At 66.6% G+C, this 17,680-nt stretch carries 21 protein-coding genes; 7 read left to right on the top strand and 14 right to left on the bottom strand.

Annotated features, from left to right (window positions below; all coding sequences use genetic code 11):
* The first annotated feature begins 25 nt into the window (after positions 1 to 25).
* On the top strand, positions 26 to 667 hold the full coding sequence (locus tag QO207_RS10120; RefSeq protein ID WP_301532299.1) for a hypothetical protein: 642 nt from the start codon (positions 26 to 28) through the stop codon (positions 665 to 667).
* A 160-nt stretch (positions 668 to 827) separates the two neighbouring features.
* Here the strand turns inward: QO207_RS10120 and mtgA are convergent, their stop codons facing one another.
* Positions 828 to 1,550, bottom strand: a complete 723-nt coding sequence (gene mtgA, locus QO207_RS10115; RefSeq protein WP_301532298.1) for a monofunctional biosynthetic peptidoglycan transglycosylase — start codon at positions 1,548 to 1,550, stop codon at positions 828 to 830.
* A gap of 32 nt (positions 1,551 to 1,582) precedes the next feature.
* Between mtgA and QO207_RS10110 the strand changes: the two genes are divergently transcribed.
* The 5 genes from QO207_RS10110 to QO207_RS10090 all read left to right on the top strand — a co-directional run bounded on the left by QO207_RS10110 (position 1,583) and on the right by QO207_RS10090 (position 5,470).
* Positions 1,583 to 1,951, top strand: coding sequence for a DUF423 domain-containing protein (locus QO207_RS10110; RefSeq protein WP_184590497.1), 369 nt, complete (start codon positions 1,583 to 1,585; stop codon positions 1,949 to 1,951).
* Between the two features lie 101 nt (positions 1,952 to 2,052).
* Entirely contained in the window at positions 2,053 to 2,253 is a 201-nt protein-coding gene (gene thiS, locus QO207_RS10105; protein WP_205338666.1) for a sulfur carrier protein ThiS, read from the top strand.
* 54 nt (positions 2,254 to 2,307) lie between these two features.
* The gene (locus QO207_RS10100) at positions 2,308 to 3,114 is read left to right on the top strand and encodes a thiazole synthase (protein ID WP_301532297.1); all 807 of its coding nucleotides are present in this window, start codon (positions 2,308 to 2,310) and stop codon (positions 3,112 to 3,114) included.
* A gap of 135 nt (positions 3,115 to 3,249) precedes the next feature.
* Positions 3,250 to 3,921 (top strand): tRNA (guanosine(46)-N7)-methyltransferase TrmB, encoded by a 672-nt coding sequence (gene trmB / locus QO207_RS10095; RefSeq protein ID WP_301532361.1) that lies wholly within the window; start codon positions 3,250 to 3,252, stop codon positions 3,919 to 3,921.
* A gap of 202 nt (positions 3,922 to 4,123) precedes the next feature.
* Positions 4,124 to 5,470 (top strand): DUF1329 domain-containing protein, encoded by a 1,347-nt coding sequence (locus tag QO207_RS10090; RefSeq protein ID WP_301532296.1) that lies wholly within the window; start codon positions 4,124 to 4,126, stop codon positions 5,468 to 5,470.
* Positions 5,471 to 5,781: 311 nt separating this feature from the next.
* On the opposite strand, the gene QO207_RS10085 is transcribed toward QO207_RS10090, so the two are convergent.
* From QO207_RS10085 to QO207_RS10025, 13 genes are all read right to left on the bottom strand, one after another.
* Entirely contained in the window at positions 5,782 to 6,036 is a 255-nt protein-coding gene (locus tag QO207_RS10085) for a hypothetical protein (RefSeq protein WP_254470050.1), read from the bottom strand.
* A 43-nt stretch (positions 6,037 to 6,079) separates the two neighbouring features.
* A complete protein-coding gene (locus QO207_RS10080) occupies positions 6,080 to 6,403 on the bottom strand; it encodes a DUF3392 domain-containing protein (protein ID WP_017520106.1) in 324 nt (107 codons plus the stop codon).
* A gap of 72 nt (positions 6,404 to 6,475) precedes the next feature.
* Positions 6,476 to 7,684, bottom strand: coding sequence for a radical SAM family heme chaperone HemW (gene hemW / locus QO207_RS10075; RefSeq protein ID WP_301532295.1), 1,209 nt, complete (start codon positions 7,682 to 7,684; stop codon positions 6,476 to 6,478).
* A complete protein-coding gene (gene rdgB / locus QO207_RS10070; protein WP_301532294.1) occupies positions 7,681 to 8,274 on the bottom strand; it encodes an RdgB/HAM1 family non-canonical purine NTP pyrophosphatase in 594 nt (197 codons plus the stop codon). Before rdgB ends, hemW begins: the two co-directional genes overlap by 4 nt.
* The gene (locus tag QO207_RS10065; RefSeq protein WP_301532293.1) at positions 8,271 to 8,693 is read right to left on the bottom strand and encodes a DUF4426 domain-containing protein; all 423 of its coding nucleotides are present in this window, start codon (positions 8,691 to 8,693) and stop codon (positions 8,271 to 8,273) included. Before QO207_RS10065 ends, rdgB begins: the two co-directional genes overlap by 4 nt.
* Before the next feature lie 21 nt (positions 8,694 to 8,714).
* A complete protein-coding gene (metW, locus tag QO207_RS10060; RefSeq protein ID WP_301532292.1) occupies positions 8,715 to 9,335 on the bottom strand; it encodes a methionine biosynthesis protein MetW in 621 nt (206 codons plus the stop codon).
* A gap of 8 nt (positions 9,336 to 9,343) precedes the next feature.
* On the bottom strand, positions 9,344 to 10,483 hold the full coding sequence (locus QO207_RS10055) for a homoserine O-acetyltransferase (RefSeq protein WP_301532291.1): 1,140 nt from the start codon (positions 10,481 to 10,483) through the stop codon (positions 9,344 to 9,346).
* Between the two features lie 109 nt (positions 10,484 to 10,592).
* Positions 10,593 to 12,560: a dynamin-like GTPase family protein gene (locus QO207_RS10050; RefSeq protein ID WP_301532290.1), complete on the bottom strand. Its 1,968-nt coding sequence runs from the start codon at positions 12,558 to 12,560 to the stop codon at positions 10,593 to 10,595.
* A 119-nt stretch (positions 12,561 to 12,679) separates the two neighbouring features.
* Entirely contained in the window at positions 12,680 to 12,970 is a 291-nt protein-coding gene (locus tag QO207_RS10045; protein WP_138213121.1) for a DUF167 domain-containing protein, read from the bottom strand.
* 6 nt (positions 12,971 to 12,976) lie between these two features.
* On the bottom strand, positions 12,977 to 13,570 hold the full coding sequence (locus QO207_RS10040) for a YggT family protein (protein WP_301532289.1): 594 nt from the start codon (positions 13,568 to 13,570) through the stop codon (positions 12,977 to 12,979).
* Positions 13,571 to 13,712: 142 nt separating this feature from the next.
* Positions 13,713 to 14,927 carry a hypothetical protein gene (locus QO207_RS10035; protein ID WP_301532288.1) on the bottom strand — a complete coding sequence of 405 codons (1,215 nt, stop codon included), beginning with the start codon at positions 14,925 to 14,927 and terminating at the stop codon, positions 13,713 to 13,715.
* Between the two features lie 5 nt (positions 14,928 to 14,932).
* Positions 14,933 to 15,766, bottom strand: a complete 834-nt coding sequence (gene proC / locus QO207_RS10030) for a pyrroline-5-carboxylate reductase (protein ID WP_301532287.1) — start codon at positions 15,764 to 15,766, stop codon at positions 14,933 to 14,935.
* A gap of 29 nt (positions 15,767 to 15,795) precedes the next feature.
* On the bottom strand, positions 15,796 to 16,485 hold the full coding sequence (locus tag QO207_RS10025) for a YggS family pyridoxal phosphate-dependent enzyme (RefSeq protein WP_301532286.1): 690 nt from the start codon (positions 16,483 to 16,485) through the stop codon (positions 15,796 to 15,798).
* Between the two features lie 73 nt (positions 16,486 to 16,558).
* Here QO207_RS10025 and pilT point away from each other — a divergent pair, with 73 nt between their 5' ends.
* The gene (gene pilT / locus QO207_RS10020) at positions 16,559 to 17,593 is read left to right on the top strand and encodes a type IV pilus twitching motility protein PilT (protein WP_301532285.1); all 1,035 of its coding nucleotides are present in this window, start codon (positions 16,559 to 16,561) and stop codon (positions 17,591 to 17,593) included.
* The last annotated feature ends 87 nt before the right edge of the window (positions 17,594 to 17,680 follow it).

Raw genomic sequence — 17,680 nt, 5'->3', positions numbered from 1 at the left:
CGCCTTCCGGACTCTGGAGCATTGCATGCCGCGCCTGCGTCCCGTCCACGGGATGTTCTTCCTGGTCATCGCCCTGCTGGCCTTCGGCCTGGGTACCTGGGTCGCCCGCACCTCGGCGCCGCCCAAGCCGCCGCAGTGGTTCATCGACTGGAAGGAAAAGGTCTTCGAGCCGCTGGCCGATGACAAGCTGACCCTCGACGATCTGCAGGCCCAGCAGCCCGGCGAGCTGTGGCTGACCGCCAGCCAGGACGGCCCGCAGCTGCATTACCGTGGCCGGTTGGTGACGGAAGAGGGGCCCTGGCACGTCGAGGCGGAACTGGCGCTGAGCGACGACGAGCACGCCAGCCTGGCCAAGGCCACCGGCATGCAGGCCAACAGCAAGGACCAGCCGCTGAGCGCCGAGCTGATGGGCCAGCTGGGCAACAAGCCGGTCTCCGAGCTGGCGCTGGCGCCCCAGGAAGACCTGGCAGTCGGCGGCCTTGCGGTGAGCCTGGGCGACCCGCGCCTGCGTCTGCAGGTGGATGGCGGCGAAGCCTGGGTCTATCCGGAGAAGGGCATGACCCTGCTGCACCGCGACGGCACCCTGCAGTGGGTGCGCGTGGTGCCGCGCAGCACTTTCAAGCTCGGGGCGGAAGCGGAAGCACCCTCTCCCCAGCCCTCTCCCTGAAGGGAGAGGGGGCAGTCCGGCAGAGAGTCTGGTTTTCGTGCCCCTCCTGATGCTTCGGGAGTGCTCAGGGCATGAGGTTGGCGCCTGGCGGTCTTCGCGCCCTCAAGGGAGATCGCTGGGGCAAAGCGTCTGACGCCGACCCAGCGACACGGCCAATCCTTTACAGCCGCTGCAGGTACTCGCTGCCACCCAGCTGCCACATCTGCTGGCGAATCCACGAGGCGCGCTGGCGCACGTAGGGGCCGGGCTTGCCGGCGCTCCACTTGCGCGGGTTGGGCAGCACGGCGGCGAGCAGGCTGGCCTGCTGCTGCGACAGGCGTTTCGCGTCGACGCCGAAGTGATGCTGGGCCGCGGCCTGGGCGCCGAATACGCCGGCATCCCATTCCACGCTGTTGAGGTAGACCTCGAGAATCCGCTGCTTGGACCAGAAGGTCTCGATCAGCAGGGTGAACCAGGCCTCGAAGCCCTTGCGCAGCCAGCTGCGGCCGGTCCAGAGGAAGACGTTCTTCGCCACCTGCTGGCTGATGGTGCTGCCGCCGCGCACCTTGCCGCCCTGCTCGTTGTGCGCCAGCGCCTTCTGGATCGCCGGCACGTCGAAGCCGTGGTGCTCGGCGAACTTCTGGTCCTCGCTGGCGATCACCGCCAGCTTGAGGCTGTCCGGCAGATCGTCCCAGGAGCGCCAGCTGCGCTGCAGGTCGATGGGCTTGCCGTTGAACCAGGACTCGACCTTGCGCTCGACCATCACCATGGTGCCTGGCGGCGGTACCCAGCGCAGGATGATGACCAGCGCCACGCTGACGGCGACGAACCAGAGCGCGATCTTGAACAGGCGGCGGAGGACGTTGCGCATGCGAGGCTTTGCCTGGGCGGATGAGCGGGCCATTATAGCGGCACTCACCTGCCTGGAGCTGTCCCATGCTGCGTACTTTCCTGATGCTCGCCGCGTTCTTCGGATTCACCGGCGTCGCCCTCGGCGCGTTCGCCGCCCACGGCCTGAAGAACAAGCTCACGCCCGAGTACCTGGCGGTGTTCCAGACCGGCGTGCACTACCAGATGCTGCATGCCCTGGCGCTGTTCGGCGTGGCGCTGCTCACCGCGCATATCGGCGGTACCCTGGTGACCCTTGCCGGCTGGGCCTTCACCGTCGGCATCCTGCTGTTTTCCGGCAGCCTCTACCTGCTGACCCTGGCCGGGCTGGGCGTGGGCATCATCACCCCGATCGGCGGGCTGTTCTTCCTCATCGGCTGGGCGCTGCTGCTGGTCGCGGCCTTCCAGCTGGGTTGACCCGAGCGTCAGAAAAGCCCGAGTGCGGCACTCCGGAACCTTGGTCATCCGGCGCGATCGGGCTAGAATGCCGACCCCCTCCAGCAACGACCGTCCCGCCCATGCGTATTCAGTTGAATGGCGAACCTTTCGAGCTGCCCGACGGCCACACCGTCGCCAACCTGCTCGAGCGTCTCGACCTCACCGGCAAGCGTGTCGCGGTCGAGCTCAATCTGGACATCGTGCCGCGCAGCCAGCACGCCGCCACCGCCCTGAGCGAAGGCGACCAGGTGGAAGTGGTGCATGCCATCGGCGGCGGCTAGCAGCCGCCTCCCAGACTTTCAGGCCCCGCCCGCCTTCCCTTCAGGAGTGATCCGATGAGCCAATCCAACGCCAACCTGCCGGTCGACAAGCCCTTCACCCTGGCTGGTCGCACCTACAATTCGCGCCTGCTGGTCGGCACCGGCAAGTACAAGGACCTCGAAGAGACCCGCGTGGCCATCGAGGCCTCGGGCGCCGAGATCGTCACTGTTGCCGTGCGCCGCACCAACATCGGCCAGAATCCGGGCGAACCGAACCTGCTGGACGTGATCCCGCCGGATCGCTTCACCATCCTGCCGAACACCGCTGGCTGCTACGACGCCGTCGAGGCCGTGCGCACCTGCCGCCTGGCCCGTGAGCTGCTCGATGGCCACAACCTGGTCAAGCTGGAAGTCCTGGCCGACCAGAAGACCCTCTTCCCCAACGTCGTGGAAACCATCAAGGCCGCCGAAGTGCTGGTCAAGGACGGCTTCGACGTCATGGTGTACACCAGTGACGACCCGATCATCGCCCGCCAGCTGGCCGAGATCGGCTGCATCGCGGTGATGCCGCTGGCCGGGCTGATCGGCTCCGGCCTGGGCATCTGCAACCCGTACAACCTGCGCATCATCCTCGAAGAAGCCACCGTTCCGGTGCTGGTGGATGCCGGCGTGGGCACCGCCTCCGACGCCACCATCGCCATGGAGCTGGGCTGCGAGGCCGTGCTGATGAACACCGCCATCGCCCATGCGCAGAACCCGGTGATGATGGCCGAGGCCATGAAGCACGCCATCGTCGCTGGCCGCCTGGCTTACCTGGCCGGCCGCATGCCGCGCAAGCTGTACGCCAGCGCGTCGTCGCCGATGACGGGCCTGATCAACTAACTATTTCCATCCCGACGCGCGGGCCGGTTTGCCAAGGGCAGCCGGCCCGCGCGTGCATTTACCCGCAAGGTCCGAGTCATGAGTGACATTCCCGAGAATCAGCCCGAGAACCAGCCCGACGCCGACAACCGTCCGATGCGTGCGATCAAGAGCTTCGTCATGCGCGCCGGGCGCATGACCGAAGGCCAGCAGCGCGGCCTCGACCAGGGCTGGCCGAAATTCGGCCTGGAGCTGGCCGACGGTGCACGGGACTTCGATCAGGTGTTCGGGCGCCAGGCGCCGCGTACCTTCGAGATCGGTTTCGGCATGGGCCACGCCACCCTGGAGATGGCCGCTGCCGCGCCGGAGCAGGACTTCATCGGTGTGGAAGTACACCGTCCGGGCGTCGGCGCGCTGCTCAACGGCATGCTGACCCAGGACCTGAGCAATATCCGCGTCTACAGCTGCGACGCCCTCGAAGTGCTGCGTGACTGCGTGGCCGACGCCAGCCTCGACCGCCTGCTGTTGTTCTTCCCGGACCCGTGGCACAAGTCGCGTCACCACAAGCGCCGTATCGTGCAGCCGGCCTGGGCCGAGCTGGTGCGGCAGAAGCTGAAGGTCGGCGGCGTGCTGCACATGGCCACCGACTGGGAACAATATGCCGAGCACATGCTGGAAGTGATGAATGCCGCACCCGGCTATCGCAACCTTTCGGCCGATAATACCTACGTGCCGCGCCCGGAAGAGCGCCCGGTCACCAAGTTCGAACGTCGCGGGGAGCGACTCGGCCATGGCGTCTGGGACCTGAAGTTCGAGCGCATGGACTGATCTACCGGAAAAGGCCTGCCCAGCAGGCCTTTTTCATGCAAGCCGGCTCTTGCAGAAGAGCCGCTCCCGGACGGGAGCATCTACCAGACCGGGACCACCCGGCAGGCCCCAGAGGCCACCCTCACCTCCTGAATAAAAAGCGGCATCCGCCGCGGACGAAAATAAGAGTGACGGACAGGAGTCCGTCGCAAAGGAGTCTGCTGTGTTGAAGAAACTTGCTGTACTGCTGATGGCAGGGGCGTGCGCCCTGCCGGCGCAGGCGAAGGTCGACGCCTCCGAGGCTGCTCGACTGGGCCGCGACCTGACGCCGATGGGGGCGGAGAAGGCCGGCAACGCCAGTGGCACCATTCCCGCGTGGACCGGCGGCATCACCACTCCGCCCGCGGGCTATCAGCCCGGCACCCACCATCTCGATCCGTACGCCGCCGATGCTGTGCAGTACAAGGTCGACAGCAAGAACCTGGCGCAGTACCAGGCCCTGCTCACCCCGGGCACCCAGGCGCTGCTGCAGGAAAACCCGGACTACTACCTGCGCGTCTTCCCCAGCCGTCGCAGCGCCTCCTTGCCCCAGCGCATCTACGACGCCACCCGCTTCAACGCCGAGAACGCCGAGCTGATCGCCGACGGCAACGGCGTGCAGGGCGCCGCAGCAGGCGTGCCGTTCCCGATGCCGAAGAGCGGCCTGGAAGCCATCTGGAACCACATCATGCGTTACCGTGGCGAGCAGATTCACATGGTGACCAACCAGGCCGCCGTGCTCGCCAATGGCAGCTACAACCTGCTCAAGCTCGATCGCTACGTGTACTTCAACTACGGCCGCGAGGGCATGACCCCGCAGGACCTGAACAACACGCTGTTCTACTACAAGTACAACATCGTCGCCCCGGCCAAGCTGGCCGGCTCCGCGCTGGTGGTGCAGGAGACCATCGACCAGGTGCTGTCGATCCGCAAGGCCTGGCGCTTCAACCGCGGCGAACGCCGCGTGCGCCGCCTGCCGAGCCTGGCCTACGACACCCTGCAGCCGGACACCAACGGCCTGGCCACCGCCGACACCGTGGACGTCTACAACGGCGCGCCGGACCATTACGAGTGGCAGCTGCTGGGCAAGCGCGAGATGCTGGTGCCGTACAACAGCTACGCGGTGCACCAGAAGGGCATTCCCTACGCCGATATCCTGCGCACCAAGACCCTCAATCCCGAGCTGCTGCGCTACGAGCCACACCGTGTCTGGGTGGTCGAAGCGACCCTGCGCAAGGGCATGGGCCATCCGTTCGCCAAGCGCCGCTTCTACCTGGACGAGGACAGCTGGCAGATCCTCGCTTCGGACATCTACAACGCCGACGGCAAGCTGATCCGCGCCCAGGAAGTGCACCCGATCAACTACTACGACGTGCCCATGGTGCTCAGCACCCTGGAAGCGCTGTACGACTTCGAAGGGGCGCGCTACTTCGTCGATGGCCTGGACAACAACGAGCCGATGTACGACTTCAACGCTCCGCTGGGGCCGCGCGACTTCACCCCGCAGGCCTTGCGCCGCGAGGGTAACTGAGTCCAGCAGAGGCCGCCGCGAGGCGGCCTTTGTGTTTGTGCGGGATGGCATGTCGTTGCTGGTGCAACGAATCGCCGGCATGGCCCGCCACAACGGTGATCGCTGGCGGCGCCGACGTTGGGGCGGTTGCCTGAACGAAGGGCGGATAACGCTGGCGCGTTATGCACCCTACGGGGCTGACTCCGGCATGCCCCTTCGCGTAGGAGCGGACTCTGTCCGCGATGTGCCACCGGCCAGCTCGGAGCAGCCGGGAATCGATCGCGGATAAATCCGCTCCTACGTTCCGTTTTGCTTCAGCAGGTGCGGGCCGGCTATTCGATCAGCTCGGCGCCCAGCACCGTAGTCTCCGGCATGCGCATGGGCGCCGGGCTGATCTGCAGGTACTTGATGCTGGCGCGGGGGATGATCAGCAGGTCGCCATCGACCTCGATACTGATGACCGGCGATTCCATCTGCTTGCGGATGCCGCGAGCCACTTCGGCGGGGTCGTCGCTCTGTTGCGGGAAGCGCAGCGCCAGGCGCTGGCCATCGGCAAAGTGCAGGTACAGGTGCTTGATCGGCTTCATGTGTCCTCCGGCGGGTGGTGGCCAACCGCCGGAGGCTCGCAGCTCAGCTGCGGTCGGCGATCATGCCAATCACGAAGAACACTAGCAGCAGGACGGGCGCCAGGGTGTAGTTGTTGAAATAACCCAGGCCCTTGGCCAGCCACGGGGTGACGAAGACCATCGCCAGGCCGTAGCCCACGGCGCAGATCAGCACGAACAGCAGGGTGCGGAAGACGAAATTCAGGCTGCCAATGCGCTGCTGTACCCAGGCGTTGATCGCCGGACCGAACAGCACCAGCACGGTGGCCATGATCGCCAGGGCGATGTCGGACAGATGGCCGCGGCACCAGCGGGAGACGTTGGCAATCAGGTCGAGCGCGAAGTCCATTGGGGCTCCTTGGGATTCAGAGTCGCCGGGGAGTGTACACGCCGGGCGACAGCAGCGTCGCCCGGCGCATTCTCAAGGCAGGAAGCGCTGCAACAGGTCGTTGAGGAACAGCTGGCCGCGTTCGCTGGGCGCGAGGCGCTGCGGGTCGTCCAGCAGCAGGCCGTCTGCGCGCGCCTGGCGGCAGGCTTGCTCGATAGCGGCCAGCGGCAGGCCGGTGCGCTCGGCGAAGGTGCCTGCCGGCACGCCGTCGGTGAGGCGCAAGGCGTTCATCATGAACTCGAAGGGCAGGTCGTCCGGCTCCAGGTCGCGCTCGCCGGCCTGGAAGKGTTTCTCCGGGTTCAGGTAGTCCTTCGGCAGGCGGGTCTTCCAGGTGCGCAGGATGCGGCCTTCCGGCGTGCTCAGCTTGGCGTGGGCGCCAGCGCCGATGCCGAGGAAGTCGCCGAAGGTCCAGTAGTTCAGGTTGTGCCGCGCGCGCTTGCCGTCGCGGGCATAGGCCGAGGTTTCGTACTGCACGTAGCCTGCCTGGGCGAGCAGCGCCTGGCCGGCTTCCTGGATTTCCCACAGCTGGTCGTCCTCGGGCAGCTCCGGCGGCTGGCTCCAGAACACCGTGTTCGGCTCCATGGTCAGCTGGTACCAGGACAGGTGCGTCGGCGCCAGGTCGATGGCCTGCTGCAGGTCGGAGAGCGCGTCGGCGACGCTCTGCTCCGGCAGGCCGTGCATCAGGTCCAGGTTGAAGTTGTCGAAGCCGGCGCGGCGCGCCATCTCGGCGGCGCGTACCGCTTCGTCACCGTCGTGGATGCGGCCCAGGGCCTTGAGCTTCTCGGCCTGGAAGCTCTGGATGCCGATGGACAGCCGGTTGATGCCCAGCGCCCGGTAGTCGGCGAACTTGGCCTGCTCGAAGGTGCCGGGGTTGGCTTCCAGGGTGATCTCGATGTCGCTTTCGAAGCCGACTTGCTGCTCCAGGCCCTCGAGGATGCGGCCCAGCGCCTTGGCGGAGAACAGGCTGGGCGTGCCGCCGCCGAAGAAGATCGAGGTCAGCTTGCGGCCGTACACGTAGCCGCGATCCGTCGCCAGATCGGCCAGCAGCGCCTCGACGTAGGCGTCCTCGGGCAGCTCCGGGCCGGCGGCATGGGAGTTGAAGTCGCAATAGGGGCATTTGCGCACGCACCAGGGGATGTGCACGTACGCCGAGAGCGGCGGAAGCTGCAGGCTGCAGGCCGTAGGCTGCAGGTGGGGGCTTTTGCCTGGGGCCTGAAGCCTGTCGCCTGAAGCCTTGGTCATAGTCCCAGCCGCTGCTTCAGCAGGGCCATCGCGCGGGCGCGGTGGCTGATCTGGTTCTTCTGCTCGGGCGCCAGTTCGGCGCTGGAGCATTCGGCTTCCGGCACCCAGAACAGCGGGTCGTAGCCGAAACCGTGTTCGCCGCGGGCTTCGCGCAGGATGCTGCCGTGCCAGAGGCCTTCGCAGAGGATCGGCAGCGGGTCGTCGGCGTGGCGGACCAGGGCCAGCACGCTGACGAACTGGGCGCCGCGTTGCTCGTCCGGTACGTCTTTCATCGCGTCCAGCAACTTGGCGTTGTTCGCCGCGTCGCCCTTGCCGTCGGCGTAGCGCGCGGAATAGATGCCCGGCGCGCCGCCGAGGAAGTCCACCGCCAGGCCCGAGTCGTCGGCCAGCGCCGGCAGGCCGGAGATGCGCGCGGCGTTGCGGGCCTTGAGGATGGCGTTCTCGACGAACGACAGGCCGGTCTCTTCCGGTTCCACGTCGCTGAACTCGCCGATGGAGCGCACCTTCACGTGGGCGCCGAGCATGGCCTGGAGTTCCTTGAGCTTGCCGGCGTTGTGACTGGCCAGCACCAGTTGTTCGAGCTTGATCATGGGTCTGGGAAGATTTCCTGCATGAAATCGAAGCTTTGCGCGGCTTCGTTTCCGGACTGGACCTGGATGGAGAAGGTCAGGGTTTCGCGGCCTTCGATGGGGAACTGCGCCAGGTTGTAGACGGCGCCTTCCTCGACCACGCGCTTGAAGGTCAGAGGGATGTTCTGCCCCATCAGGTTCTTCGCGGAGCCGGCGACGGTGACATTGGCCGGCTTGCCGCTGGCGTCCAGCGGCACGATGTTGATCACGCCCTGGGCCTTGCTGCGCACCACGCCCACCGCTTGCGCGACATTGGGCTGGAGGAAGCTGGAGTTGAACACGCTGTAGTGCACCTGCAGGTCGCCCAGGCGCTTCACCTGTTCGGCGAAGGCGGGCAGGGCGAGGACCAGGCAGGCGAAGAAGGTAAGCAGGCGGCGCATGATGTTTCTCCCGGGCGCGAGTTAGACGGCGATGCGGTGATCCTGCACGCCGGCACCGCTGACCCTGTAGATGCCGATCTCACCCAACAGATTAGGCCAGATTCGCGAGGCCCAGCCGTGCTGGTGCTCGTGGTCCACCGCCAGGCGGTCGAGCACCTTCGCGTGCTGTTCGTGGCAGAGCGCCTCGAAGTCGCGGAAGGTACAGAAGTGGATGTTCGGCGTGTTGTACCAAGTGTAAGGAAGGAATTCCGACACCGGCATGCGGCCATTGCGCGCGAGGTACCAGCGGCAGCGCCAGTGACCGAAGTTGGGGAAGGTGATGATGCAGGTCTTGCCCACGCGCAGCATCTCCGCCAGCACCTTGTCCGGGTAGCGCAGGGCCTGCAGCGACTGGGTCATCACCACCACGTCGAAGCTGTTGCTGGCGAAGTTGCCCAGGCCCTTGTCCAGGTCCTGTTCGATGACGTTGACCCCGCTTTCGACGCACTTGGCGATCTTGTCGGGGTCGATCTCCAGGCCGTAGCCGCCGACCTGCTTGTGGTCGCGCAGCCAGGCGAGCAATTCGCCGTCGCCGCAGCCCAGGTCGAGCACGCGGCTGCCGGCGGGGATCCAGTCTTGGATGATTTCCAGGTCGGCGCGCATGGTGGTCCTTATACGCTGATGCGGTGCATGTAACCGCTGAAGGCTTGCAGGTAGCGCGGGATCGGCATCAGGAAGGCGTCGTGGCCTTGCGGTGCGTCGATCTCCAGGTAGCTGACGTTCTTTTTCGCCGCCAGCAGCGCGTCGACGATCTCCCGCGAACGGGCCGGGGAGAAGCGCCAGTCGGTGGTGAAGGACATCAGGCAGAAGTCCGCCTTCACGTCGGCCAGGGTCCGCGCCAGGTCGTCGCCATGGGCGGCGGCCGGGTCGAAGTAGTCCAGCGCCTTGGTCATCAGCAGGTAGGTGTTGGCGTCGAAGCGGGTGGAGAACTCCTCGCCCTGGTAGCGCAGGTAGCTTTCCACCTGGAACTCGACGCTGTGCAGGTCGTAGTTGAGCTTCTCCGACTTCATGTCGCGGCCGAACTTGGCGCCCATGGCGTCATCGGAGAGGTAGGTGATGTGCCCGACCATCCGCGCCAGGCGCAGGCCGCGCTTGGGGATCACGTCGTGGTCCTGGAAGTGGCCGCCGTAGAACTCCGGGTCCGAGAGGATGGCCTGGCGGGCGACTTCGTTGAAGGCGATGTTCTGCGCCGACAGCTTCGGTGCGCTGGCGATGCACAGGCAATGGCGCACGCGCTCTGGGTAGCTGATGGTCCACTGCAGCGCCTGCATGCCGCCCAGGCTGCCGCCGACGATGGCGGCCCAGCTATGGATGCCGAGGCGATCGGCCAGGCGCGCCTGGCTATTGACCCAGTCTTCCACGGTGACCACCGGGAAGTCCGCGCCATAGGTCTTGCCGGTGGCGGGGTTGAGGCTGGTCGGGCCGGTGGAGCCGTTGCAGCCGCCCAGGTTGTTCAGCGCGACGACGAAGAACTTGCGGGTATCGATGGGCTTGCCCGGACCGATGCAGCTGTCCCACCAACCCGGCTTGCGTTCATCTTCGCTGTGGTAGCCGGCGGCGTGGTGATGGCCGGAGAGGGCGTGGCAGATCAGCACGGCGTTGCTCGCCGTGGCGTTCAGCTCGCCGTAGGTCTCGATCACCAGCTGGTATTCGGGCAGCGTCTTGCCGCAGGCCAGGGGCAGCGGTTCGTTGAACTGCAGCGTCTGGGGGGAGACCAGACCGACGGAATCTTCGGGGAAGACTGTTGGCATCGACCCAGCTCATGAATAAAAAAGGACGGCCAGTCTAAAGAGCGCCGCCCCCTGCGGCAAGCGCGCTCGGAAGGGGCAGGGCAGGGGCGGGGCGGGCGTGGCGCGGGGTTCAGGCGCGCTGGGAAGTGGGCAGGGTGACGACCTTGGCCTGGCGCTGCAGCGGCGCCGGGCGGCGCAGCAGGCGGAGGATGTCGGTGGCCTCGGCGAGCTGGCTTTCCAGCTCCCCGGTGTAGCGCCCCAGCAGCAGCGAGCGCTGCCGCGTCTGCTGGGTTTCCTGGGCCAGCGCCTTGAGCCGCAGCATGTGGGTTTCCAGCATCTGCTTGTGCTCCAGGCTGTACTGCATCAGCGGCATCAGCGCGTCGGCGGCCCACTGCTCGGCTTCCTCGCGCAGGCGCTGGTGCAGGCCGATGACTTCCTGGGCGACGGTGGCGAAGAAGCGCCGGGTCAGCAGGCGCTGCTCGGTGAGTAGGGTCTTCAGGTGCAGGCGGAAGCGGTCGGCCTTCTGCTGCAGCTTGGCCAGCTCGCGCAGGTAGCGCTCGACGCGCAGTTGCGGGGCGTCGAGGGCGTTGAGCGGGTTCTCCTGGTTATGCCGCTGGTAGATGGCCGCGACCATGCGGTTGGCGGTCTCCGATTCGTGCATCAGGCCGACCAGGTCGGTCTCCACGGTGCGGAAGAACTGCAGGATGGCCTGGTTGATGCCGACCGTGGTCCAGCTGCCGCGCAGTTTCTCGTGGACCTTGCGCAGGTGCTGTTCCAGGCGCTCCGGGCGCACCGCGTCGCGCAGCTGCTCGCCCTGGTGGCGCAGCAGGCGTTGGTTGGTCTTCAGGCCGAGCAGGCGCTTGTGGTGCAGGTTGTGGTCGTCCTTGGTCCGCGCCGTCAGCTCGAACAGCAGCTGTCCGCTGTCCTGCTGCTGGTCGTTGAGCAGCGCCTGCTGCTCCTTCACCTTCTCCAGGCGCACGCGCAGGCTGTGCTGGCTGTTGTTGACCAGGGCCAGCACGCGGCCGACCACGGCGTCCTCCAGCAGCCGCTCCTTCTGCGCGACGATGCGCTCGCAGAGCAGCTCCTCCAGCGACTCCATCTGGCTGCGCGCCAGCAGTTCGCGGTCGCCGCGCACCTTGGCCAGCAGCGCCTGCTTGGCCGACAGCGGCAGCACATCCTCGCGGCCGATGCCCAGCTGGCGCGCGGTGGTTTCCTGGATCTGGCGGATGGCGTTCTGCACGAAGGTTTCGCCGGCCAGGTCGTCCCAGAGCACGTCGATCTTGTTCAGCACGGCGTAGAGCGAAGTGTGGCCGTCCTCGCCGAGCTGGCGCACGTGGTCCTGCCAGATCGCCATGTCGGAAGCGGTGACGCCGGTGTCGGCGGCCAGCAGGAAGAGGATCGACTGCGCGCTGGGCAGCATCGACAGGGTCAGTTCCGGCTCGCTGCCCAGGGCGTTCAGGCCGGGGGTGTCGAGGATTCGCAGGCCCTGGCGCAACAGCGGGTGGTCGAAGTTGACCAGCGCATGGCGCCACGCCGGCACCAGCACGATGCCGGGCTTGTCGCTGGCTTCGAGCATGTCCGGGTGGAAGCCCAGCTGGATCGCCTGTTCCACCGGCAGCGGCTTGGTCTTGGCGACCTGGGCGAAGGCCAGCGCCATGTTGGCCGGGTCGGAGGTGTCCAGCGGGATGTTCACCCAGTGCCGCGGGATGCGCTTGAACTGCGCCACGCTGGCCTCGGCGACGCGGGTCTCGATGGGCAGCAGGCGGATGTAGGGGCGTTCCGAGCGCGGGTCGAAGAACAGTTCGGTGGGGCACATGGTGGTGCGCCCGGCCTGGGACGGCAGCATGCGCCGGCCGTAGCCGGCGAAGAACAGGCTGTTGATCAGCTCGGTCTTGCCGCGCGAGTACTCGCCGACGAAGGCCAGGGTGATGTGGTCGACCCGCAGCAGGCGCAGGGTACGTTCCAGACGCTCCTCGATCTCCGGCGAATTCAGCCGGGCACGCTCCAGCCAGCTGCGATAGCGGGTGATCTCGCGGACCAGCTCGCGCTTCCAGGTGACGTAGGCATCGATCTGCTGACTGAGACGTTCCATGCTCATCCGGGCGTTCCTTGGGCTGGCGCGTCCTGCGCAGGGGAATGGATGGCGTGGATTATGCGGTGGACTGTAGGAATAGCAATTGGCCTACAGCACATTCCTACACGTAAGGTCGGCCAAGGTTACCGAGCGGCTATCCCAAGTTCCGCCGGAAGTTTCGTCGGGCGCGGAATGCGCACGCGCTTCTGCCGGTTCAGCTCTCCGCTTTCCAGTTTCACCGCGCTTTTCGGCACGCCGAATGCCTTGCCGAGGAACGCCAGCAGGTGGGCGTTGGCCTTGCCTTCGACGGGCGGCGCGGTGAGGCGGATTTTCAGGCGCTCACCGTGCAGCCCGGCGAACTCGTCGCGGCTCGCCTTGGGCTGCAGGTGGCAGTCGAGGATCAGGTCCTCGCCGTCCCAGTGGTAGAACGGCATGGCCGGTTACATGAACGGCGACAGGATCTGCGGCATGCCGGTCATGGCGGCGAGGTTGCCGATCACCAGCATGTCGATCAGCTTCAGCGCGATGAACGCGAAGATCGGCGAGATATCCAGGCCGCCGAGGTTCGGCAGCAGCTTGCGGAAGGGCGCCAGGAACGGCTCGCAGATCTGGTTCACCAGCTGGGCGCCGGGGTTGTAGCTGCCCGGAGCGACCCAGGAGAGGATCACGCTGATGATCAGGGCGAAGAAGAATACCTTCAGGAACAGCGAGGTCACCGCGATGATCGACCACACCAGCAGCTGCAGGATGTAGCCGCCGACGCCGTAGCCCATCAGGGTCAGGGTGATGACCATGAGCACCAGCTGGACCAGGATGGCCAGCACCAGCGAGGCGAAGTCGATGCCGCCGAAGCCGGGGATGACGCGGCGCAGCGGGTTCAGCAGCGGCTTGGTGGCGCGCACGATGAACTGGCTGAGCGGGTTGTAGAAGTCGGCGCGGACCAGTTGCAGGATGAAGCGCAGCAGCACGATCAGCAGATACAGGCTGCCAAGGGTCTGGATCACATAGATGGCGGCTGTGGAAAGTCCGGTCATTGGGCGGTCCTTGGTAAACGTTGGGCGCCGGCGCGCAGGGCCGGGCGAATCGGGCGGTCGGTCAACGACGGCGCTGTAACGCCATACTGTAGGGAATTCATCGTCGCCGGTCGCCTGTAAGTGTGTTTCGTCACGTGCAAATTCAACCCCGCCTGGCCATCAGGTCAGGGCCACTGCACGCCGGGTCGGCGCTGCGGCTCAGGCCCAGCAGGGTAAAACCGTTGGCCTCCTGGCGGATGCTGACGAAGCGCTGGTTGCCTTCGGCCAGCGGCTCCGGGCTGTCCAGCTCGATGTCCACCTGGAAGCGTGCGGGGTCGGCCTTGCAGCCGCGCACCGCGGTGTAGGCCAGGGTCACGCCGCTGCGCTTGTTGAGGCCGAGCAGTTCCTCGCGCGCCGCCAGGGTGGCGTCGGCGCCGGCCGGGTCGGCCCAGGCGCGGGCAAGCGGCGGGTCCACCCGCAGCCATTCATCGACGAAGCCGCGGCCATTGGACGCGGCCGGCTGGATGCGCTGGAAGCTTTCGCCGTCCTGGCGGTAGCGGAAGATGCCGGGCCGGGTCAGCAGGTCGCCGTCCAGGCTGCCGACCTCGGCGCGCCACTCGAAGCCGTCGGGGCGGGCCTTGAGCTTCACTTCGTGGTCGTCGCGCACGTAGTCGTGCTCGTTGTGCAGCAGGGTGCGCTGGGCTTGGTCGGCCGTGGCCGGGCGCACCACTTCCAGTGCCAGGTGGCTCCAGCGCGAGGTGCACCAGGGCGTGCCGTGCATCATTGCGATGTCGCCGTTGGCCAGGCGTTCGTACAGGTACAGGTCGCCGTAGGCGCCGGAGATGTCCTTATAAGGGCCGCTCTGCCAGTCCAGCGCGCGCACCCAGGTATCGCCTTCGCGGCGGTAACCGCGCAGCACGTTGTCACTGCCGCAGGGAATGGCGAAGCCACCGCTGACCAGTAGCAGCGGAGCGGGACTGGCGCTGAGGCTGACGACGATCTCGTTTTGGTCGGGCAGGGCGACTTCGCTGTCGTTGACCGGCTTCGGCACCGGCAGCAGGCGCTGGCTCAGGTCGGCCTGCAGGGCAGTGACGTCCGGCGTGGCCGGGGCGCAGGCGAGGTGGGCGTCGAAGGCGTCGGCCAGCGTCTGTTTATAGTGCTCGATGGCCTGGCTCAGCTCCGGCGTCACGCTGTTGTCCGCGTCATCGGTGAAGCCGCTGGCCATGGCCTGCTGCATGGCCTGGTAGGCGGTCTTGACGTTGTCGTCGGTCGCTGGCGCAACCGGGCATTGCGCAGCCTGGACGGCGGCGCTGGCCAGCAGGAAACAGACAGCTAGGGGCAGTGCGACCTTCCCTGGTCGCGAAGTCTTGAAGGTCATCGAGATCAGCGGCCCAGCTGCTCGGCCAGTTCGGCGGAGCGGTGGTCAGCGGCGCCAACCGCCTTCTCCACCAGCGCCTCGAAGCCATTGGCCTGGAAGGTGTTGATGGCCGCTTCGGTGGTGCCCTTGGGCGAAGTCACACGGCGGCGCAGTTCGGCCGGGTCGACGTCGCTGGTAGTCGCCATCTGCGCGGCGCCCAGGGCGGTCTGGCGAGCCAGCTGGCCGGCAACTTCGCGGGACAGGCCGAGCTTCTCGCCGGCGGCGGTCATGGCTTCCATCAGCAGGAAGAAGTAGGCCGGGCCGCTGCCGGAGACGGCGGTGACCGCGTCGATCTGGCGCTCCTCGTCCAGCCACAGGGCAATGCCCACGGCGCTCAGCAGTTGCTGCGCCTGCTCGCGCTGGGCGGCGCTGACGCTGACGTTGGGGAACAGGCCGCTGGCGCCGAGGCCGACCAGCGCCGGGGTGTTGGGCATGCAGCGGACGATGGCGCGCGGCTTGCCGTTCACTTCGCCGAGCCAGCGTTCGAGGCTGGCGCAGGGGATGCCGGCGGCGATGGAGACGATCAGCGCGTTTTCGCTCAGCGCCGGCGCCAGGGCCAGGCAGACGTCCTTCATCACCTGCGGCTTGACCGCCAGGACCACCACGTCGGCACCGGCCACGGCGCTGGCGTTGTCGCCGACCACTTCGATGCCGTGCTCGGCGGCGATCTTTGCGCGCTGCTCGGCGCCCGGATCGCTGGCGCGGATGTCGCTCGCGGCGACGCCCTTGGCGCGCAGGCCACCGATGAGACTGGCGGCCATGTTGCCGGCGCCGATGAAGGCAATGCGGGTGCTGCTCATGGAGTCTCTTCCTTTATTCATTCCGTACGTCAGTGCGAAGTGCCGTAGTCGCGGGCGCCGAACAGGGCGGTACCGATCCGCACCCAGGTGGCGCCTTCGCCGATGGCGGCTTCGAGGTCGTGGCTCATGCCCATGGACAGGCTGTCCAGACCGAGATTCAGGGCTTGCATCAGCTCGCGCAGGCGGGCGAAGGCGGCGTGTTGCGCGGCGACGTCTTCGGTGGGTTCGGGGATTGCCATCAGGCCGCGCAGTTTCAGGTTCGGCAACTGCGCCACGGCGCGGGCGAGGGCGGGCAGTTCCGCGGGGGAACAGCCGGACTTGCTGTCCTCGCCGCTGACGTTCACCTGCAGCAGCACGTTGAGCGGCGGCAGGTCCGCCGGGCGCTGCTCGGAGAGGCGCTGGGCGACCTTCAGCCGGTCCACCGAATGCACCCAGTCGAAGTGCTCGGCGATCGGCCGGGTCTTGTTCGACTGGATGGGACCGATGAAATGCCAGGTCAGCGCCAGGTCGGTGAGCTCGACCTGCTTGAGCAGCGCTTCCTGCAGGTAGTTCTCGCCGAAATCGCTCAAGCCTTCGGCATGCGCTTCGCGGATCGCGGCGGCGGGTTTGGTCTTGCTCACGGCAAGCAACTGCACCGACCCAGGCGTGCGATTTTTCGCTTGTTCCGCCTCACGGATTCGTACGCGAACCTTTGCAATATTCTCTGCTATCGTGGACATTACCGTCGCTTTTCCGCCCGGCTGCTGCGTGTTCTGCGGCATTCTACCTGCTTGCTCTTGATTGGGGAGTCCCATGGATATTACCGAGCTGCTCGCCTTCAGCGCCAAGCAGGGCGCTTCGGACCTGCACCTCTCGGCCGGTCTGCCGCCGATGATCCGCGTCGATGGCGATGTTCGCCGCATCAACCTGCCGCCACTAGAGCACAAGCAGGTTCACGCGCTGATCTACGACATCATGAACGACAAGCAGCGCAAGGATTATGAAGAATTCCTGGAAACCGACTTCTCCTTCGAAGTCCCGGGGGTTGCGCGTTTCCGGGTCAACGCCTTCAACCAGAACCGCGGCGCCGGCGCCGTGTTCCGGACCATTCCCTCCAAGGTCCTGACCATGGAAGACCTGGGCATGGGCGAGGTGTTCAAGCGCGTCTCCGACGTGCCGCGCGGCCTGGTGCTGGTCACCGGTCCCACCGGTTCGGGCAAGTCCACCTCGCTGGCGGCGATGCTCGACTACCTGAACAACACCAAGTACAGCCACATCCTCACCGTCGAGGACCCGATCGAATTCGTCCACGAATCGAAGAAGTGCCTGGTCAACCAGCGCGAGGTGCACCGCGACACCCTCGGCTTCAACGAGGCGCTGCGCTCGGCTCTGCGTGAGGACCCGGACATCATCCTGGTCGGCGAGATGCGCGACCTGGAAACCATCCGCCTGGCGCTGACCGCCGCGGAAACCGGCCACCTGGTGTTCGGCACCCTGCACACCACCTCCGCGGCCAAGACCATCGACCGTATCGTCGACGTGTTCCCCGCCGAGGAGAAATCCATGGTTCGCTCCATGCTCTCCGAATCCCTGCAGGCGGTGATCTCCCAGACCCTGCTGAAGAAGATCGGCGGCGGCCGGGTGGCGGCCCACGAGATCATGATCGGCACCCCGGCGATCCGTAACCTGATCCGCGAGGACAAGGTGGCGCAGATGTATTCGTCGATCCAGACCGGCGGCGCGATCGGCATGCAGACCCTCGACATGTGCCTCAAGGGCCTGGTCGCCAAGGGCCTGGTGACCCGCGACGCGGCGAAGGAAAAAGCCAAGATTCCGGAAAACTTCTAACTCCACCGGGCCACCGCGGCCCGGCGCATGGAACGCGCCACACGCACTCGTTCCGTGCTTCGACAGCATCGTCGCAGTCAGCGTGAA

The sequence above is a fragment of the Pseudomonas sp. CAN1 genome, assembly GCF_030462585.1.
Taxonomy (GTDB): Bacteria; Pseudomonadota; Gammaproteobacteria; order Pseudomonadales; family Pseudomonadaceae; genus Pseudomonas.
The sequence above is the reverse complement of the archived record's forward strand: the minus strand, read 5'-3'. Positions and strand labels throughout refer to the sequence as shown.

Excerpts from the sequence above, each read along its gene's own strand:
- mtgA (WP_301532298.1), bottom strand. The coding sequence starts at position 1,550 with ATGGCCCGCTCATCCGCCCAGGCAAAGCCTCGCATGCGCAACGTCCTC.
- QO207_RS10040 (WP_301532289.1), bottom strand. The coding sequence starts at position 13,570 with ATGACCGGACTTTCCACAGCCGCCATCTATGTGATCCAGACCCTTGGC.
- QO207_RS10050 (WP_301532290.1), bottom strand. The coding sequence starts at position 12,560 with ATGAGCATGGAACGTCTCAGTCAGCAGATCGATGCCTACGTCACCTGG.
- QO207_RS10120 (WP_301532299.1), top strand. The coding sequence starts at position 26 with ATGCCGCGCCTGCGTCCCGTCCACGGGATGTTCTTCCTGGTCATCGCC.
- trmB (WP_301532361.1), top strand. The coding sequence starts at position 3,250 with ATGCGTGCGATCAAGAGCTTCGTCATGCGCGCCGGGCGCATGACCGAA.
- QO207_RS10085 (WP_254470050.1), bottom strand. The coding sequence starts at position 6,036 with ATGAAGCCGATCAAGCACCTGTACCTGCACTTTGCCGATGGCCAGCGC.
- metW (WP_301532292.1), bottom strand. The coding sequence starts at position 9,335 with ATGCGCGCCGACCTGGAAATCATCCAAGACTGGATCCCCGCCGGCAGC.
- QO207_RS10100 (WP_301532297.1), top strand. The coding sequence starts at position 2,308 with ATGAGCCAATCCAACGCCAACCTGCCGGTCGACAAGCCCTTCACCCTG.
- rdgB (WP_301532294.1), bottom strand. The coding sequence starts at position 8,274 with ATGATCAAGCTCGAACAACTGGTGCTGGCCAGTCACAACGCCGGCAAG.
- QO207_RS10055 (WP_301532291.1), bottom strand. The coding sequence starts at position 10,483 with ATGCCAACAGTCTTCCCCGAAGATTCCGTCGGTCTGGTCTCCCCCCAG.
- QO207_RS10045 (WP_138213121.1), bottom strand. The coding sequence starts at position 12,970 with ATGCCGTTCTACCACTGGGACGGCGAGGACCTGATCCTCGACTGCCAC.
- QO207_RS10080 (WP_017520106.1), bottom strand. The coding sequence starts at position 6,403 with ATGGACTTCGCGCTCGACCTGATTGCCAACGTCTCCCGCTGGTGCCGC.
- proC (WP_301532287.1), bottom strand. The coding sequence starts at position 15,766 with ATGAGCAGCACCCGCATTGCCTTCATCGGCGCCGGCAACATGGCCGCC.
- pilT (WP_301532285.1), top strand. The coding sequence starts at position 16,559 with ATGGATATTACCGAGCTGCTCGCCTTCAGCGCCAAGCAGGGCGCTTCG.
- QO207_RS10065 (WP_301532293.1), bottom strand. The coding sequence starts at position 8,693 with ATGCGCCGCCTGCTTACCTTCTTCGCCTGCCTGGTCCTCGCCCTGCCC.
- QO207_RS10025 (WP_301532286.1), bottom strand. The coding sequence starts at position 16,485 with ATGTCCACGATAGCAGAGAATATTGCAAAGGTTCGCGTACGAATCCGT.
- QO207_RS10110 (WP_184590497.1), top strand. The coding sequence starts at position 1,583 with ATGCTGCGTACTTTCCTGATGCTCGCCGCGTTCTTCGGATTCACCGGC.
- thiS (WP_205338666.1), top strand. The coding sequence starts at position 2,053 with ATGCGTATTCAGTTGAATGGCGAACCTTTCGAGCTGCCCGACGGCCAC.
- QO207_RS10035 (WP_301532288.1), bottom strand. The coding sequence starts at position 14,927 with ATGACCTTCAAGACTTCGCGACCAGGGAAGGTCGCACTGCCCCTAGCT.